We start from the raw sequence: 16,974 nt of genomic DNA on the forward strand, positions 1-16,974 counted from the left end.
GCGGGCCGGCCTTTTTCATGCCCAAGGGTGTCGGTGCCGTATCGGGGTTCGGGAACCGGGGCCTGGCCGCAAGTGACGGCGGGAGGTGTCCGGGGGGCGCGAGGGTGGCACGGTGGGAAGATGGTGCGGCATTGGATGTAATTGCACCCGATGTTGGACTGGTGGTCCCCCGACGCGCACGCTTGCGGTGCAGTGCGTGCGGTCTCATTTCGCGGAATGATGCGGAATTTCGGACGCGCACGAGAGCGACCATTGGATTATGCACCTAGTGGATAACTTGCCTGGTGCCGTCTTGGCAGGCGGGGGAATGGCGGCTGGTGCCGTGCGCTCCTGCATGGAACCAAGCGGCCTTGCCGCTTCCGTTCTGGGAGGCAGGCAACGTGAGAAGCGGCGGGCCAAGCCGTTTGACGGTTAGCCGATGGCCTTGGCGCTCGGGTGGAAGATCCAATTACGGCGGAGTCGCTGTTCGGGATCAAGTGCCTTGTTCTGCAGGACGTAGGGGATCGAATTCACCACTACGATCTTGAAGTGACCGGCGTGGAAGGAAGCATGGCATGCCGGGCAAAGAAGCGCGCTATTGGCCAGGTTGGTTTCGCCGCCTAGGTACCAGGGCTTGATGTGGTTGGCTTCGCAGCGATGCCCTGCCATGCTGCAGCCCGGATTGATGCAGCCGATGTCCCGCAGCATCATGGCCCGTCTTTGTGCGCGATTGAAGAACCGTTGGGTTCTGCCGAGATCCAGGGGTTGCGACTCCGTTCCCAGTACGGCCGGAATGACGTTGGCGGAACAGGCGAGTCTCCGCGCGTATCCGGCCGAAACCAGATGGTTGTGACTGGTGAGACCCGGGTCGTTCAGCTTCCCGATCAGGGAATCCCAGGAAATCGTCACGATCAATTCCACATTGGGTCTCATGGGCAGATCCGGCGAGGCTTCCTGGTCGCCGTCGGCAACGAAGCGCGCGGAATCGAACAGGAACCGGAGCAAGCTCCTTGCCTTCAGCCGTTCCCGGGCCGCCGCCGGCGCCTCGCCGGGTTGGAGCTGCAGCCCGGGCATCTGGTCTTCGGCGGTTCCGGGCCGTCCAACGTCGGCAAACCCTGCTCGCGGCCGCTGGTCTTCCGGCATGTCGGGGTCGACGGCCCACGCGGGGACCGGCGGTGCAACCGGGAAAAGCGACTCGTTCGAAAGGCCCGGAAGCTCGGGCTGCTCACCGGAAGATTCCCCTGACTGTTGCCCGTTGCCCTCTCCATCGGGGGGTGTGGTGTCACGACCGAATGCGGACCGCGGATTGGACAGTTGGTCCGATAACGTCTGGAGCATCGCATGTCCCCGGAGATCGGTGCAGAGCTCCCAGATGAATCCGCGCGGCTGCTTGCCCTTGTAACGCAGTCCGATGTGGGCTTCCATCTCCGCCTCGCTGCGTTCCAGCGCGCTAGCGTCGAGTTCCGCGGAGATACGCTTGAAAAGCTGGGCGGTGCCGGAGGGGTTCCTGTCCTCCAATGATTCGGCAAGCTGCTGCTCAATGGACTCGGCTGTTGCCGCGGGATCCTGYTGGGCATCGATGCCTGGTTGCAGCGCGAGCATTCGCCGGGCGGCGAGTGCGACCTCGTGGGGGTCGGCCGAACCGTCATTGAACACGCTGGCCAGCTGTCCAAAGTGCGGAGGGAGAACGGCACCGTTGAACCCTGCACGGGGGAGCAGCAGGTCGTGGACGATGACCCGGTGCTTGGCCTGGGCAAAGGAAAGATGCAGCTGGTCCTTGAGCAGATCGGTGGCGTCCTTGAACAGCATCTTGGTCCCGGGAGCGTTGCGATGGTCACCGGGCAGCGAGATGCTTCCCCCGATGAATGCAGCCAAGCCGCGGTGCGCTTCGTGAAGCAGGGCGAGGGGTTCTTCCCGAAGCGTGTGGGCCTCGGTTTCCTCGAGTTTCCCCGCCTCAACGATTTGGGCACGACCTGCTGTCCGGGCCAGGTCCTCGGTCAGCAGTGCCAGGAACACGGACCTGGCAGGAGACGACGAGACGGCGTGTGCGACGTCGTCGAGGAGGATCTTTTGCATGGAGTTCAGGACGGCGAGCAGGCGCAACTTCTCGTCCACGGTGGTTGCGGATGGGTTTGCATTCAGGTCCTTCGTGGACGGAGCCAGGATCTGCTGGAGACCAGCCAATCCGGCGGTCGCGAGTGTTGCCGTCGTCGTCATGCCATCCACCATGGACCTTTGCCGCGTCGAAATGTTGGGTCTGGGCGAATATGTGGATAACTTTCGGTGAAGTGGCGGTGGCCCCGGGGTCGGATGGGAAGTGAAGGGGATTGCCCGGGGCGGTCGAATGGAGGCGGAAATTAAGTGATGTGCGTTTCAGCGCAGGCGCGCGGGGAAGGTCTGGTGGCGGGAGGCAATGGCGGAATTACGGTGGTTCCTGGAGCGACGGGGGAGCGTGGCCCGATTCCGCGGGGATGGGGGGCTTCTCGGGAAGAGGCGCGGTGTCAGGGGGCGGGTGATCCGCGTGCTAAGCTTGAGCTAATTGTTTTTCATGTGTGGCAAATGGACACGGTCCGGGTTGCGGGTAGGTTGCGCAACAGATGCCACACTTTCGCACGCCTAGGGTCAAATCCGAAGTCGCTGTGATGAAACGACTATAAACGCAGCGTCTCCAAGCAGTTTGATTGTGGGTGGCGCCGCAGAACAAAGAAACCGGAGGACACGAAAGTGCCTACTATTCAGCAGCTGATCCGCAAGGGTCGCTCGCCGAAGGTCACTAAGACCAAGGCCCCAGCCCTTAAGGGCAACCCGATGCGTCGTGGCGTATGCACCCGTGTGTACACCACCACCCCGAAGAAGCCGAACTCCGCACTTCGTAAGGTCGCACGTGTGCGTCTTGCCGGTGGYGTCGAAGTTACCGCTTACATTCCGGGTGTCGGCCACAACCTGCAGGAACACTCCATCGTGCTTGTGCGCGGCGGACGTGTGAAGGACCTCCCGGGTGTGCGCTACAAGATCGTACGTGGCGCTCTCGATACCCAGGGTGTCAAGAACCGTAAGCAGGCTCGTTCCCGCTACGGCGCCAAGAAGGAAGGTAAGTAATGCCTCGTAAGGGCCCCGCGCCACAGCGCCCCCTCGTCTCGGATCCGGTATACGGTTCCCCGCTTGTTACCCAGCTGATCAATAAGGTTTTGGTCGATGGTAAGAAGTCCACCGCAGAGCGTATCGTTTACGGTGCACTCGAAGGTGCCTTGGCCAAGAACGGTACCGACCCGGTCGTGACCCTGAAGAAGGCCATGGATAACATCCGCCCGGCCCTCGAGGTTCGCTCCCGCCGTGTTGGTGGCGCAACCTACCAGGTTCCCGTTGAGGTCAAGCCCGGACGCTCCACCGCGCTGGCTCTTCGCTGGCTCGTTGGCTACTCCAAGGCTCGCCGCGAGAAGACGATGATCGAACGTCTCATGAACGAGATCCTCGACGCATCGAATGGTCTTGGTGCCGCTGTCAAGCGTCGCGAAGACACTCACAAGATGGCAGAGTCCAACAAGGCCTTCGCCCACTACCGCTGGTAAAAAGCGTTTTGTCCGGTTGGCGGGATTGGTCATAGACCGGTTCCGCCAACGTCGCGGGCATAACCAACAAAGGGAGACATCGTGGCACAGGACGTGCTTACCGACCTAAACAAGGTCCGCAATATCGGCATCATGGCCCACATCGATGCCGGTAAGACCACTACTACGGAACGCATCCTGTTCTACACGGGTGTGAACCACAAGCTCGGCGAAACGCACGACGGCGGCGCAACGACCGACTGGATGGAGCAGGAAAAGGAACGCGGCATCACGATCACGTCTGCCGCCGTGACCTGCTTCTGGAAYAACAACCAGATCAACATCATTGACACCCCGGGTCACGTTGACTTCACCGTTGAGGTTGAGCGCTCGCTGCGCGTCCTCGATGGCGCCGTTGCGGTATTCGATGGCAAGGAAGGCGTGGAGCCGCAGTCCGAGACTGTTTGGCGCCAGGCCGACAAGTACAACGTTCCGCGTATCTGCTTCGTCAACAAGATGGACAAGCTGGGTGCTGACTTCTACTTCACCGTAGACACCATCATCAAGCGCCTTGGTGCCAAGCCGCTGGTCATGCAGCTGCCGATCGGCTCCGAGTCCGAGTTCACCGGCGTTGTCGACCTGATGACCATGAAGGCTTTCGTCTGGGAGGGCGACTCCAAGGGTGACGTCACCATGGGTGCCGCCTACGAAGTCCAGGAAATCCCGGCCGACCTTCAGGAAAAGGCCGAGGAATACCGCGCCAAGCTGGTTGAGGACGTAGCCGAGGGCTCTGACGAGCTCATGGAGAAGTTCCTCGAAGGCGAAGAGATTAGCATTGCTGAGCTCAAGGCCGGCATCCGCAAGATGGTTGTCAACTCGCAGCTCTACCCGGTCTTCTGTGGTTCTGCCTTCAAGAACCGCGGCGTCCAGCCGATGCTCGATGCTGTCATCGACTACCTTCCTTCGCCGCTCGACGTCGAGGCCATGATCGGCCACGACCCGAAGAACGAAGAGATCGAACTGATCCGCAAGCCTTCCGAGGACGAGCCGTTCTCGGCACTTGCGTTCAAGATTGCAACTCACCCGTTCTTCGGCCAGTTGAACTTCATCCGCGTGTACTCCGGCAAGGCAACTCCCGGTACCCAGCTGCTGAACTCGACGAAGCAGAAGAAGGAACGTATTGGCAAGCTCTTCCAGATGCACGCCAACAAGGAAATGCCCGTAGACGAGGTCCACGCCGGCCACATCTACGCTGTGATCGGCCTCAAGGACACCACCACCGGTGACACCTTGTGCGATCCGGCACACCCGATCGTTCTTGAGTCGATGTCCTTCCCCGATCCCGTGATCTTCGTTGCCATCGAGCCGAAGACCAAGGGTGACCAGGAGAAGCTCTCGACCGCGATTCAGAAGCTTTCGGCTGAGGACCCGACGTTCACCGTCTCCCTCAACGAAGACACCGGCCAGACCGAAATTGGCGGCATGGGCGAGCTTCACCTGGATATCCTGGTGGACCGCATGCGCCGCGAATTCCGCGTTGAAGCCAACGTTGGCAAGCCGCAGGTTGCATACCGCGAAACCATCAAGAAGGCTGTGGAGAAGGTTGACTTCACCCACAAGAAGCAGACCGGTGGTTCGGGCCAGTTCGCAAAGGTCCAGGTCTCCTTCGAGCCCCTGGAAGTTGTCGACGGTGTCATCTACGAGTTCAAGAACGGCGTCACCGGTGGACGTATTCCTCGCGAATACATCCCTTCGGTAGACGCAGGTATCCAGGACGCCATGCAGTTCGGCATCCTGGCCGGCTACCCGATGGTGGGCGTCAAGGCGACCCTCCTCGACGGTGCCTACCACGACGTTGACTCCTCGGAAATGGCGTTCAAGATTGCCGGTTCACAGGTGTTCAAGGAAGGCGCACGCCGCGCCCAGCCGATCATCCTCGAGCCGGTCATGGATGTCGAAGTCCGTACTCCGGAGGAGTACATGGGCGACGTCATCGGTGACTTGAACTCCCGCCGTGGTTCCATCGCCTCGATGGAAGACGCTGCAGGCGTGAAGGTCATCCGTGCGACGGTTCCGCTGTCTGAGATGTTCGGTTACATTGGTGACCTGCGCTCGAAGACCCAGGGCCGTGCAGTGTACTCGATGACCTTCTCCAGCTACGCAGAGGTCCCGAAGGCAGTTGCCGAAGAGATCATCCAGAAGTCCCGCGGCGAGTAATCGTCCGGACCAAGAATTGGCCGTGACCCCGATCATCGGGTGAGTGGCCGCACGATGGGGCCGGTGCGGAGAAATCCAATCCGGCCCCGCCAGGCCAACTAACGGATCCCACGTTGGATCCCGCAGCTAACCACAATTTAAACATTTCACTAAGCCCCCAGTAGACTTGTACAAGTTTCGTCCGCGACCCGTGTGGACGAGGTACGTCTTCTGTAAACGTTTCTAGGAGGAACCTGTGGCAAAGGCAAAGTTCGAGCGGAACAAGCCGCACGTCAACATCGGCACCATTGGTCACGTTGACCATGGCAAGACCACGTTGACCGCCGCCATTTCCAAGGTGCTTGCTGACAAGTACCCGGATCTGAACGAGCAGCGCGATTTCGCTAATATCGACTCCGCTCCGGAAGAGCGCCAGCGCGGTATTACCATCAACATCTCGCACGTTGAGTACCAGACCGAGAAGCGCCACTACGCGCACGTTGATGCCCCGGGTCACGCTGACTACATCAAGAACATGATCACCGGTGCTGCCCAGATGGACGGCGCGATCCTCGTGGTTGCCGCCACCGACGGCCCGATGGCCCAGACCCGCGAGCACGTTCTGCTGGCCCGCCAGGTTGGCGTTCCCTACCTGCTGGTCGCACTGAACAAGTCCGACATGGTTGAAGACGAAGAGCTTCTGGACCTCGTGGAAATGGAAGTTCGCGAACTTCTCTCCTCGCAGGGCTTCGACGGCGACGAGGCACCGGTTATGCGTGTTTCGGGCCTGAAGGCACTGGAAGGCGACCCGGTTTGGGTCAAGTCCGTTGAAGCACTCATGGACGCCGTTGACGAGCACGTTCCGACCCCGGTTCGTGACCGCGACAAGCCGTTCCTGATGCCGGTTGAAGACGTCTTCACCATCACCGGTCGTGGCACCGTTGTTACGGGCCGCGCCGAGCGTGGAACCCTCGCCATCAACTCCGAGGTCGAGATCGTCGGCATCCGCCCGGTCCAGAAGACCACGGTTACCGGTATCGAGATGTTCCACAAGCAGCTCGACGAGGCATGGGCCGGCGAGAACTGTGGTCTGTTGCTTCGCGGCATCAAGCGCGAAGACGTAGAGCGTGGCCAGGTCATCGTGAAGCCGGGTTCCATCACCCCGCACACCGATTTCGAGGCCAACGTGTACATCCTTTCCAMGGATGAGGGCGGGCGTCACAACCCGTTCTACTCGAACTACCGCCCGCAGTTCTACTTCCGCACCACGGACGTCACCGGCGTTATCACCCTGCCGGAAGGCACGGAAATGGTTATGCCCGGCGACAACACCGAAATGTCCGTCGTGCTGATCCAGCCGATCGCCATGGAAGAGGGCCTCGGCTTCGCAATCCGCGAAGGCGGCCGCACCGTTGGTTCGGGCAAGGTCACCAAGATCACCAAGTAATTTTGACTTGCTGATCCCGGCCTAACAGCCTGGAGAAGGCCCCTGCCGCACTGTTTCGACAGTGCAGCGGGGGCCTTTTTCTTGTCCCGTGCAATGCCTTGTGTACATCCCTGCCACATATATCAAACGAATGGTCTGACTGGGGTACGCTGGGGACTGCGCACGGCCCGGTGCCGGGCAGGACGCGCATGGAACCAGCTGAAGGCGGGGAACCGGTATGGATGGGTTGGCGTTGATCGTGGTGGCCGCGGTCATGTTCGTGGCCGGGCTGTTTGTCGGCAGGCAGGCAGCGGCGAAAAAGCTTGCCGCACGGCAGCCGGCCGACGGGACGACGGACCGCATGGCCCTGGCTTCGGCGTGGCAGCGCGGATTCGATGCCGCGACGCTGGCGGCCACCCGGCCGCCGGTGTCGGACGCAGAACTCCCGGCAGGCGCGGCGCCGGAACCGGCGCCGGAACCGGCGCCGGTTGGGCCTGCGCCCGCGCCGACCCCGGGGCCTTCCGAAGGTGTGGGGCAACCTGCCGGGATCCAGGCCGGGCCCCCGGCGGGACCGGCGCTGTCCGGCCCGGCCGCGGCACCAGCCCGTGTGGTGCCGCAGGCGCCGCCGGCAGTTGTCCCGGTCGACCCGCGCGTGCGGGCGCTGCGGAACATCAACATCACGCTGTACGTCGCGGCCCTGCTCATGGTTGCCGCCGCGTCGCTGTTCATCGCCCTCGCGCTGCCGGCCGCGGCCAAGGTCGTGGGCCTGGGCGTCGTCGCGGCGGGCTTCTACGTCGTCGGGCTCGTCATGCATGCCCGCAGCGAGCGGCTCCGCCCGGCGGCGGCCGCCTTCACCGCCACCGGCCTGGCGCTGGTCCCGATGACTGGCCTGGCCCACTACCTGCTGCTCTCCACCACCCCCGGCGCCAGCTGGTTCACCACCTCCCTGGTGGGCACGGCGGCCTTCATCTTCGCCGCGGGGCGGCTGCAGTCCAAGGTCGTCGCCGGCCTGGCCACCACCTTCCTGGTGTCAACCGCCTACTCCGGCGGCGCGGTGCTCAACCGCGGCCTGATCTTCTACTTCCTGTTCAGCATGCTGCTGGCCGCGGCGATCACCCTGGTGGGCCTGAAGCGGCCACGCTGGATCTCCAACATCTACCTGGCATCCTTCACCGTCGCCCACCGCTACCTGGTGCCCGCGACGCTGGCGGCCGCCGTCTTCTCCGCGGCCGTGCTCGATGCCGTCGACTACGGGTGGCTCTTCACCGCCGCCGCGCTCTACTACGCGGTCGCGCTGGCGGCCGGCCCGCGGGCCGAGCGGTTCGGGCACCAACTCGCGGTGCGCGCCGCCGCGCTGGTCGCCATCGCCTGCTTCCTGCACGTGGCCGACGTGCCCGCCACCGTCCTCTGGCGCATCATGGCCGCGCTGCTGCTCGTCCAGGTGGTGCTGCTGGCCCGGTTCACCGCGGCCTACCGACGCACCACGGGCCTGGGCCGGGGGATCGTGCACAGCGAGGCATGGATCCTGCTCGTGATCGCCGGCGCCTGCACCATGTTGGGCGCCGAGGGGCTGCTCTCCGGGATCTGGCCGGGCGGGAAGAGCGCCGGGCTCGACCTTAACTGGGCGCTGGCCGTGCTGCTGGCAGCCGGCGTCTATGCCGGGGCCAGGTTCGGCGGGAATTTCCGCTGGGTGCCGTTGGGCGCCGCGGTGCTGGGTGCCGTCGAGCCGTCGGCGCTGAACCTGGGGCGCCAGGGAATCCTGGTCGCCGCCGCCGCGCTGGCCACCTGGGCGCTGGCGCGCCGGGCGGGCGGCCGCGAGCGGCAGGCCCTGCACTGGGCCGCCCGGATCGCGACGGTTCTCGCCGCCGGGGCACTGGTATCCCTCGCGGCCTCCGGCTGGGTGCTGCGGCCGCGCTTCCACCGCTTGCCCACCGAGGTCCCCGGCGCCGCCTTGCTGCTGGAGCGGTCCGTCGAGGTCGCGTCCTGGGTCGGGGTCGGCCTGGCTGTGCTGGTGCAGCTCGCGTTGGCCGCCCGGAACCTGCGGCGGGCCGGGCGAACCGCGCAGCCCGGTGCGCAAACGCGCTTCGGCATGGCCGGGGAATCGGTGATCTTCACCGGGTCCGTGCTGCTCGCCGCGGTCGCCGCCTGGACGGTCTCGGGGCTGCTGCGCCGGGGAAGCCACGGGCTGGCCGCGGAGGTGCAGGATTTGGGCCTGGGCTGGAGCGCCGCGCTGTGGCTGGGCCACCCGTGGGGACTGGTGCTGGCCTGGCTGCTGCTGGGTGCGGGGCTGCTCGGCGCCACCGCGGTGCTGGGGCACCGCCGCCCGGTTCCGGGCGGTCCGGGGAACCCTGTCACCGCGGAAGCGAACCGGCCGCAGCTGGTGGTGCATGCCGGCGGGCTGATGGCCCTGGCCGCCGGGCTGGGCCTGGTGGCGGGCCGCAACCCAGACTGGCTGGTGGAGATCGCGGCGCTGGCCGGCCTCGCCTACGCGGGCATTCGCATCCTGGCCGCCACCGGGACGGGCGGCAGGATCGGCTACGCGTTGCTGGCCCAGGCGCTGTACTCCGGCACCGCGTGGCACATCGCCGACCGCTTCGCCATGGACGTGCACGGGCAGTACGCGCTGTTTGCCTTCACCGTGGCCTCCGCACAGGGGGCGCGAGCCTACCTGGGCCGGAATTCCGCGGCACGCAAGCCGTCCGATCCACGCTCGCTGATGACCCTTGCCGCGGTGGCCGTGTTACTGCTGGTCCCGTTCGCCTACCTGGTCTCCGGGCCCCGCGGCCTGGACCAGGCCGCGCTGCTGGTCCAGTTCCTGTGCCTGCTGGCCTTCTCCGCCCTGGTCGCCGTGACCCGCGCACGCAAGGACGCGGGATTCGCGTACGTCGCGATCCCCGCCGCGCTGGGACTGCTGGGGCTGGTGCTGGCACCGGCCAACGGGCAGTCGCTGCGCGGCGGGGGATGGCTGCCGGAGCCGCTGTGGAACAACGACGTTGCGTTCGCGATCCTCGCGGTGCTGCTGATCGGCTTGCTGGTGGCCGAGCGGCGCACCGCCGGGGGGAAGGAATTCCGCTGGGTCCGGGCGGGGGTGGCGCTGCTCTACGCGGCGGCGCTCTTCGGCTTGCACGACGCCGCCGAACCCGGCTGGCAGGTCGCGGCCGGGCTGCTGGGTGCCGCCGCGCTGCTGGTCTTTTCCGCGACCCGCGGCATCCCGCTGCTGTTGCTGGGCAGTGCGGCGCTGGTGCTGCTCGCCGCGCTGCGCGGAACCGAATTCATCCACGTGCTGGCCGGGCAGCAGGGGAGCGAGCCGCTGGACACCATGCTCGCGCTCGGTGCAACCTGCGTGGTGCTGCTGGTCGCCGCGATCTTCGGCGACCGCTTTGGCGGCGACGGCGTGCCGTTCTCCGCGGTCCTGCGGCGCACCGCAGGCTGGGGCCCGGCCCACGGGCGGGTGCTCTTCAGCTCCTCGCTGGCCGCACTGGGCATCGGCGGGCTGATCGGCCTGGCCGCAGACGCCGACCGGTACGTCTACGCCGGGGCCGCGATGCTGCTGGCGGCCGTCTTTGCCGCGGCGGCCCTCGAGGTTCCGCTGGTCCGCCGCGAAACGGGTTACGAGGCGGCGGCGCTGGTGGGCGCCGCGGTCATCCAGCGCTGCTGGTGGGTCGCCGTCGGCGGCACCGGCACGTTTGCCGCGCTCTACTACTGGATCATCGTGCTCGGGGTGCTGGCCGCCTACGAGTACACGCGCAAGCGCGAGCGGAACGGCACGCTCGTGCTGGGCACCGCGGCCGGAGTGCTCTCGCTGGTCGGTCTCGGGACGGTCTTTTCCTCCACGCTGGGCCAGCAGTTGCTGGTCTTGTTGACCTTTACCGCATTGCTGGTTTTCGGGCTGGTGACCAACCGGAGGATCTTCACCGTGTGGGGAGCCGTCGGGGTCGGCGTCGCGGTGCTGTGGTTCCTGCGCGGCTTTACGTTCCTGTTGCTGCTGCTGATCGCGGCGGGCCTGATCGCGCTGGCCCTGTGGAGGCTGGGCCGGATGAACCGGACCCCCGACTCCCACGGCCTGCCCGGCCACGGGCAACCACCGGCGGGGCCCGCGGCGCACGGGGACGGACAGCCGAACGCCGAACACCCGTGGGCCGAAGTCACGACGGACGGCTTCGCGGGGCCAGGGCCGGAACCGGAGCAGCAAGAAACCGGCCAGGGACGGCCGGGCCAAGGGATGCCGGGAACCCCGGCGGACCAAGGACAGGCACCGGCACGGCTCACGGGCATGCCATGGATGAAGCCTCCGGCCGATGACGGCGCCACCGGCGGCGACCGGGGCTGAGCGGGAAACGCCGGGGGTGATCGCGCAATCGGCCCGGTCTCCGCAGTGACCTCGGTGCCGCCAGCGGCTAGGCTGGTCCCATGAAGTTCTTGATAGTCCTGCTGATCGTTGTGGTGGTGGTTGTGGTCGTGATGCGCTTGCGCACGCAATTCTCGAAGGAGATCGACCGGGCCAAGGAAATCCGCCGGGCCAACCGCGACGAGTAGCCGCGGCACCGCGACGAGGCCGGTCGGTGAGCTTGCTCACGCGACGAGAGGGCAGCGGCCCCGTCAGCGTCGGCGGCCGGGAGAGGGATCACCGAAATACCGGTGTTTTCATCCTCCGGCCCAGGCGCGCCGGCGCTTCCGCGTGGTGGCCGCGACGATTGGTCGCCGGAGCTGGAACCATCAAAGATTTGGTGTTTGGGCCCGGAACCTGACACACTAGACAAGTTGTTCGTGAGCATTTCCATGGTTCATGTCTGCTGATCGGGAAACCGATACCGGGACATGGATTTTTTCTACCGAGATTGTGTCTCACCCGGGATAATGCCCGGGGCTGGGGAGCAATACAACCGAAATTCCTGGAAACACGAACAATGTCCCCCAAGGTTTTTACGGGTTCGGTGTCGCTGAAAAGTGCGACACGCCCGACCGCGGGGGTCGGGCTTCGGCGGATTGAGGAACCCGGATTTATTCGGATTCAGTTCGATGCGAGGCGTGCCGGTCCCGAAAGGGGCCCGTAGGGCACAGTAACTGTACAGAGAGTGCTAATTAGAAAGAGGCATCAAGCCATGGCGGGACAAAAAATCCGCATCCGGCTGAAGTCGTATGACCACGAGGTCATTGACGTTTCTGCCCGGAAGATCGTTGAGACGGTGACGCGCGCTGGCGCGACCGTAGTCGGCCCAGTGCCGCTCCCAACGGAAAAGAACGTGTACTGCGTTATCCGTTCGCCCCACAAGTACAAAGACAGCCGTGAGCACTTTGAAATGCGCACGCACAAGCGTCTGATCGACATCATCGATCCGACCCCGAAGGCCGTAGATTCGCTGATGCGTCTTGACCTGCCGGCGGATGTCAACATCGAAATCAAGCTCTAAGGGGAGGTGGCGAGAAAACTATGACCGCAACCCGTAACGTAAAGGGCCTGCTGGGCACGAAGCTCGGCATGACCCAGGTTTGGGACGAGAACAACAACCTCATCCCGGTAACCGTTGTACAGGCCGACAGCAATGTCGTCACTCAGCTGCGCAACGCCGAGCGCGATGGCTACACCGCGGTTCAGATCGGCTACGGCCAGATCGACCCGCGCAAGGTCACCCAGCCGCTCGCCGGCCACTTCGAGGCAGCAGGGGTCACCCCGCGCCGCCACGTCGTTGAGCTGCGCACTGCCGACGCCGATTCCTACGCCGCAGGCCAGGAACTGACCGTCGAAATCTTCGCCGCCGGCCAGAAGGTCGACGTCGTTGGAACTTCCAAGGGTAAGGGCTTCGCCGGCGTCATGAAGCGCCACGGCTTCCACGGTGCTCCGGCATCGCACGGTGCTCACAAGAACCACCGTAAGCCGGGCTCCATCGGCGGCGCATCGACCCCGGGCCGTGTGTTCCAGGGCCAGAAGATGGCCGGTCGCATGGGCGCCGAGCGCGTCACCACGCAGAACCTCACCGTTCACGCTGTGGATGCCGAGAAGAACCTCCTGCTGATCAAGGGTGCCGTTCCAGGCGCTCGCGGCCGCGTCGTACTCGTGCGCACCGCTGTGAAGGGAGCATAACTAAATGTCTAAGGCACTTACTGTCGAGTTCCCTTCGGAGATCTTCGACGTTCAGACCAACGTTCCGCTGCTGCACCAGGTCGTCGTGGCCCAGCTGGCAGCTGCTCGCCAGGGCACGCACAAGACCAAGAACCGCGCCGAAGTTTCCGGTGCCGGTCGCAAGCCGTTCAAGCAGAAGGGCACCGGCCGCGCCCGTCAGGGTTCAATCCGTGCTCCTCACATGACCGGTGGTGGCGTTGTCCACGGACCGACTCCTCGCGATTACAGCCAGCGCACCCCCAAGAAGATGAAGGCTGCTGCATTGCGCGGCGCCCTGTCCGACCGCGCTCGCAACAACCGCATTCACGTCATCGAAGCCCTGGTTGAAGGCACCACGCCGAACACCAAGGCAGCACTGGCCACCCTGCGCGCTCTGTCCGAGCGCAAGAACCTGCTCGTAGTCATCGAGCGCGCCAACGACGTTGCAGCCCTTTCGGTCCGCAACCTCACCGAGGTCCACGTCCTGTACGTAGACCAGCTCAACACCTACGATGTGCTGGTTTCCGACGACGTCATCTTCACCAAGGCCGCATTCGATGCCCTGGTCCAGAAGGAGGAAGCCAAGTGAGCACCTTCTCAAAGGCTCCGCACGATGTGGTCATCGCACCCGTCGTATCGGAAAAGAGCTACGGTCTGATCGACGAAGGCAAGTACACCTTCCTCGTTGACCCGCGTTCGAACAAGACGGAAATCAAGAACGCCGTGGAAGCTATCTTCTCGGTCAAGGTTGACTCCGTAAACACCCTTAATCGTGCCGGCAAGCGCAAGCGCACCAAGTTCGGATGGGGGACGCGCAAGGCTACCAAGCGTGCGATCGTCTCCCTGAAGGAAGGCTCGATTGACATCTTCGGCGGTCCGCTTTCTTAAGCGGAGACCACTTTAACGAGGAATTAAACTATGGGAATCCGTAAGTACAAGCCGACAACCCCGGGCCTTCGCGGCTCGAGCGTTGCCGACTTCGCAGAAATCACCCGATCGACTCCGGAAAAGTCGTTGCTTCGCCCGTTGCACAAGACTGGCGGCCGTAACAACACCGGTAAGATCACCACCCGTCACAAGGGTGGCGGACACAAGCGCCAGTACCGTCTGATCGACTTCCGTCGCCACGACAAGGACGGCGTGCCGGCAAAGGTCGCTCACATCGAGTACGACCCGAACCGCACCGCTCGCATTGCGCTTCTTCACTACGCTGATGGAACCAAGCGTTACATCATCGCACCGAACAAGCTCTCCCAGGGCGACACCGTTGAGGCCGGCGCAAATGCCGACATCAAGCCCGGCAACAACCTGCCTTTGCGCAACATCCCGGTTGGTACCGTAATCCACGCTGTGGAATTGCGTCCCGGCGGCGGTGCAAAGATGGCTCGTTCCGCAGGCGCCTCGGTGCAGCTGGTGGCCCGTGAGGGTCGCTTCGCCCAGCTCCGTTTGCCGTCCGGCGAAATCCGCAACGTTGACGTGCGCTGCCGCGCAACCGTCGGCGAGGTCGGAAACGCCGAGCAGTCGAACATCAACTGGGGCAAGGCCGGCCGCATGCGCTGGAAGGGCGTTCGCCCGACCGTGCGTGGCGTGGCCATGAACCCTGTTGACCACCCGCATGGTGGTGGCGAAGGCAAGACGTCCGGTGGCCGTCACCCGGTCAACCCGAACGGCAAGCGCGAGGGACGCACCCGTCGTCCCAACAAGGACAGCGACAAGTTGATTGTTCGCCGTCGTCGTACCGGCAAGAACAAGCGATAGGAGCCTGGAAACATGCCACGCAGCCTGAAGAAAGGCCCCTTCGTCGATCAGCACCTGTTTGTAAAGGTCGCTGCTGAGAACGAAAAGGGCACCAAAAACGTCATCAAGACGTGGTCCCGCCGTTCGATGATCATCCCCGACATGCTCGGGCACACGATCGCCGTACACGACGGACGCAAGCACATCCCCGTGTTTGTCACCGAGTCGATGGTCGGGCACAAGCTCGGCGAGTTCAGCCCGACCCGGACGTTCCGCAGCCACGTGAAGGACGACAAGAAGGGCAAGCGCCGCTAACCCGCAAGGGTTCAGCGAGTGCTTAGCACTTCTTCGAGAGACGAGAGAAGGAAAGCAATGGAAGCCAAGGCAATTGCGCGCCATATCCGCGTGACGCCTATGAAGGCCCGGCGCGTCGTCAACCTTGTTCGTGGCAAGCAGACGAACGAAGCACTGGCGATCCTGAAGTTTGCCCCGCAGGCAGCTTCAGAGCCAGTGTTCAAGGTTGTAGCATCGGCAGTGGCTAACGCCCGTGCCGCCGCAGACCGCGAGGGTGTCGCGTTCAACGAAGACGAGCTGTTCATCAGCGAAGCGTTTGTTGACGAGGGTCCGACCATGAAGCGGTTCCAGCCGCGTGCTCAGGGTCGGGCATACCAGATCAAGAAGCGCACGAGCCACATCACTGTGGTCGTCGCAACCCCTAAGAAGGGTGGGGAAGAGTAAAATGGGACAGAAGGTTAACCCGCATGGGTTCCGTCTCGGTATCACTACCGACCATGTTTCGCACTGGTTCGCCGACAGCACCAAGGTCGGTCAGCGTTACAAGGACTTCGTAAAAGAAGACATCCGTATCCGCGAACTGATGACCGTTGGCATGGAACGCGCCGGCATCGCCCGCGTGGAGATCGAGCGCACCCGTGACCGTGTTCGTGTGGATATCCACACCGCACGCCCGGGCATCGTTATCGGTCGCCGCGGCGCCGAAGCCGATCGCATCCGTGGCGAGCTCGAAAAGCTCACCGCCAAGCAGGTTCAGCTGAACATCCTCGAGGTCAAGAACCCCGAGATCGAAGCCCAGCTTGTTGCCCAGGGCATCGCCGAGCAGCTTGCTTCGCGTGTGGCTTTCCGCCGCGCGATGAAGAAGGCCATGCAGTCGGCAATGCGCGCAGGTGCCAAGGGCATCCGCGTACAGTGCTCCGGTCGTCTGGGCGGGGCAGAAATGTCCCGCAAGGAGTTCTACCGCGAAGGCCGTGTGCCGCTGCACACCCTGCGTGCGAACATCGACTACGGCAAGTTCGAAGCCAAGACCACCTTCGGCCGCATCGGCGTGAAGGTCTGGATCTACAAGGGCGACGTAACTTCGAAGGAACTGGCAGCCCAGGCTGCAGCAGCTCCGGCCCGCGGTCGCGGCGATCGTCCCGGCGGACGTCCGGGTGGACGCCCCGAAGGTGGCGAACGTCGTCGTCGCCCCGAGCGCAGCGCAGCTCCAGGTGCAGAAGCAGCTTCGGCTGTTGAGGCTCCCGCAGCAGCAGTTGCAGAAGGAGGACAGGCTTAAATGCTTATCCCACGCCGAGTAAAGTACCGCAAGCAGCACCACCCCGGTCGGAGTGGCGCAGCTTCGGGCGGTATCACGGTAGCCTTCGGCGAGTACGGTATCCAGGCCCTTACCCCGGCCTACGTTACCAACCGCCAGATCGAGGCAGCTCGTATCGCAATGACCCGCCACATCAAGCGTGGCGGCAAGGTCTGGATCAACATTTATCCGGACCGTCCGCTGACCAAGAAGCCTGCCGAAACCCGCATGGGTTCCGGTAAGGGTTCGCCGGAATGGTGGGTCGCAAACGTAAAGCCGGGACGGGTTCTCTTCGAACTCTCCGGTGTCAGTGAAGAGGTAGCACGCGAGGCATTGCGCCTGGCAATCCACAAGCTGCCGTTGAAGGCACGCATTGTGCGTCGCGAAGGTGGTGAATAGG

At 64.1% G+C, this 16,974-nt stretch carries 16 protein-coding genes; 15 read left to right on the forward strand and 1 reads right to left on the reverse strand.

All coding sequences use genetic code 11. From position 1 onward, the window contains the following. Window positions 1-411 precede the first annotated feature (411 nt). Window positions 412-2,196, reverse strand: a complete 1,785-nt coding sequence (locus tag BLJ79_RS01735) for an HNH endonuclease signature motif containing protein (protein ID WP_071212928.1) — start codon at window positions 2,194-2,196, stop codon at window positions 412-414. Window positions 2,197-2,703: 507 nt separating this feature from the next. Between BLJ79_RS01735 and rpsL the strand changes: the two genes are divergently transcribed. From rpsL to rplP, 15 genes are all read left to right on the forward strand, one after another. Beyond that, window positions 2,704-3,078: a 30S ribosomal protein S12 gene (gene rpsL, locus BLJ79_RS01740; RefSeq protein WP_007271021.1), complete on the forward strand. Its 375-nt coding sequence runs from the start codon at window positions 2,704-2,706 to the stop codon at window positions 3,076-3,078. Then, window positions 3,078-3,548, forward strand: a complete 471-nt coding sequence (rpsG, locus tag BLJ79_RS01745) for a 30S ribosomal protein S7 (protein WP_071212929.1) — start codon at window positions 3,078-3,080, stop codon at window positions 3,546-3,548. The genes rpsL and rpsG overlap by 1 nt, the downstream gene beginning before the upstream one ends. 81 nt (window positions 3,549-3,629) lie before the next feature. After that, a complete protein-coding gene (gene fusA, locus BLJ79_RS01750) occupies window positions 3,630-5,744 on the forward strand; it encodes an elongation factor G (RefSeq protein ID WP_071212930.1) in 2,115 nt (704 codons plus the stop codon). A gap of 235 nt (window positions 5,745-5,979) precedes the next feature. Beyond that, complete coding sequence (tuf, locus tag BLJ79_RS01755; RefSeq protein WP_071212931.1) at window positions 5,980-7,170, forward strand: elongation factor Tu; 1,191 nt, start codon at window positions 5,980-5,982, stop codon at window positions 7,168-7,170. A 217-nt stretch (window positions 7,171-7,387) separates the two neighbouring features. Then, window positions 7,388-11,479 (forward strand): hypothetical protein, encoded by a 4,092-nt coding sequence (locus BLJ79_RS01760; protein ID WP_071212932.1) that lies wholly within the window; start codon window positions 7,388-7,390, stop codon window positions 11,477-11,479. Window positions 11,480-11,559: 80 nt separating this feature from the next. Continuing rightward, on the forward strand, window positions 11,560-11,685 hold the full coding sequence (locus BLJ79_RS23655; protein WP_286135228.1) for a hypothetical protein: 126 nt from the start codon (window positions 11,560-11,562) through the stop codon (window positions 11,683-11,685). Between the two features lie 566 nt (window positions 11,686-12,251). Further along, on the forward strand, window positions 12,252-12,560 hold the full coding sequence (rpsJ, locus tag BLJ79_RS01765; RefSeq protein ID WP_003803825.1) for a 30S ribosomal protein S10: 309 nt from the start codon (window positions 12,252-12,254) through the stop codon (window positions 12,558-12,560). Between the two features lie 20 nt (window positions 12,561-12,580). Then, on the forward strand, window positions 12,581-13,231 hold the full coding sequence (gene rplC / locus BLJ79_RS01770; RefSeq protein WP_071212933.1) for a 50S ribosomal protein L3: 651 nt from the start codon (window positions 12,581-12,583) through the stop codon (window positions 13,229-13,231). A 4-nt stretch (window positions 13,232-13,235) separates the two neighbouring features. Then, entirely contained in the window at window positions 13,236-13,838 is a 603-nt protein-coding gene (rplD, locus tag BLJ79_RS01775; RefSeq protein ID WP_071212934.1) for a 50S ribosomal protein L4, read from the forward strand. Next, entirely contained in the window at window positions 13,835-14,137 is a 303-nt protein-coding gene (rplW, locus tag BLJ79_RS01780; RefSeq protein WP_071212935.1) for a 50S ribosomal protein L23, read from the forward strand. Before rplD ends, rplW begins: the two co-directional genes overlap by 4 nt. Before the next feature lie 30 nt (window positions 14,138-14,167). Continuing rightward, a complete protein-coding gene (rplB, locus tag BLJ79_RS01785; RefSeq protein ID WP_071212936.1) occupies window positions 14,168-15,007 on the forward strand; it encodes a 50S ribosomal protein L2 in 840 nt (279 codons plus the stop codon). Between the two features lie 12 nt (window positions 15,008-15,019). Beyond that, window positions 15,020-15,301 carry a 30S ribosomal protein S19 gene (rpsS, locus tag BLJ79_RS01790; protein ID WP_068731512.1) on the forward strand — a complete coding sequence of 94 codons (282 nt, stop codon included), beginning with the start codon at window positions 15,020-15,022 and terminating at the stop codon, window positions 15,299-15,301. Between the two features lie 57 nt (window positions 15,302-15,358). Continuing rightward, window positions 15,359-15,724, forward strand: a complete 366-nt coding sequence (rplV, locus tag BLJ79_RS01795; protein ID WP_071212937.1) for a 50S ribosomal protein L22 — start codon at window positions 15,359-15,361, stop codon at window positions 15,722-15,724. 1 nt (window position 15,725) lies between these two features. Beyond that, window positions 15,726-16,556 carry a 30S ribosomal protein S3 gene (gene rpsC, locus BLJ79_RS01800; protein ID WP_071212938.1) on the forward strand — a complete coding sequence of 277 codons (831 nt, stop codon included), beginning with the start codon at window positions 15,726-15,728 and terminating at the stop codon, window positions 16,554-16,556. Beyond that, entirely contained in the window at window positions 16,557-16,973 is a 417-nt protein-coding gene (rplP, locus tag BLJ79_RS01805; RefSeq protein ID WP_071212939.1) for a 50S ribosomal protein L16, read from the forward strand. Window position 16,974 lies beyond the last annotated feature (1 nt).

It is taken from the genome of Arthrobacter sp. UCD-GKA, from assembly GCF_001863355.1.
In the GTDB taxonomy this organism is placed as follows: domain Bacteria; phylum Actinomycetota; class Actinomycetes; order Actinomycetales; family Micrococcaceae; genus Paeniglutamicibacter.

Bases quoted from the DNA above. Each gene is read 5' to 3' on its own strand.
- rpsG (WP_071212929.1), top strand. From the start codon at position 3,078: ATGCCTCGTAAGGGCCCCGCGCCACAGCGCCCCCTCGTCTCGGATCCG.
- rplB (WP_071212936.1), top strand. From the start codon at position 14,168: ATGGGAATCCGTAAGTACAAGCCGACAACCCCGGGCCTTCGCGGCTCG.
- rplV (WP_071212937.1), top strand. From the start codon at position 15,359: ATGGAAGCCAAGGCAATTGCGCGCCATATCCGCGTGACGCCTATGAAG.
- rpsS (WP_068731512.1), top strand. From the start codon at position 15,020: ATGCCACGCAGCCTGAAGAAAGGCCCCTTCGTCGATCAGCACCTGTTT.
- rplD (WP_071212934.1), top strand. From the start codon at position 13,236: ATGTCTAAGGCACTTACTGTCGAGTTCCCTTCGGAGATCTTCGACGTT.
- BLJ79_RS01760 (WP_071212932.1), top strand. From the start codon at position 7,388: ATGGATGGGTTGGCGTTGATCGTGGTGGCCGCGGTCATGTTCGTGGCC.
- BLJ79_RS23655 (WP_286135228.1), top strand. From the start codon at position 11,560: ATGAAGTTCTTGATAGTCCTGCTGATCGTTGTGGTGGTGGTTGTGGTC.
- rplC (WP_071212933.1), top strand. From the start codon at position 12,581: ATGACCGCAACCCGTAACGTAAAGGGCCTGCTGGGCACGAAGCTCGGC.
- rpsJ (WP_003803825.1), top strand. From the start codon at position 12,252: ATGGCGGGACAAAAAATCCGCATCCGGCTGAAGTCGTATGACCACGAG.
- rpsC (WP_071212938.1), top strand. From the start codon at position 15,726: ATGGGACAGAAGGTTAACCCGCATGGGTTCCGTCTCGGTATCACTACC.
- rplP (WP_071212939.1), top strand. From the start codon at position 16,557: ATGCTTATCCCACGCCGAGTAAAGTACCGCAAGCAGCACCACCCCGGT.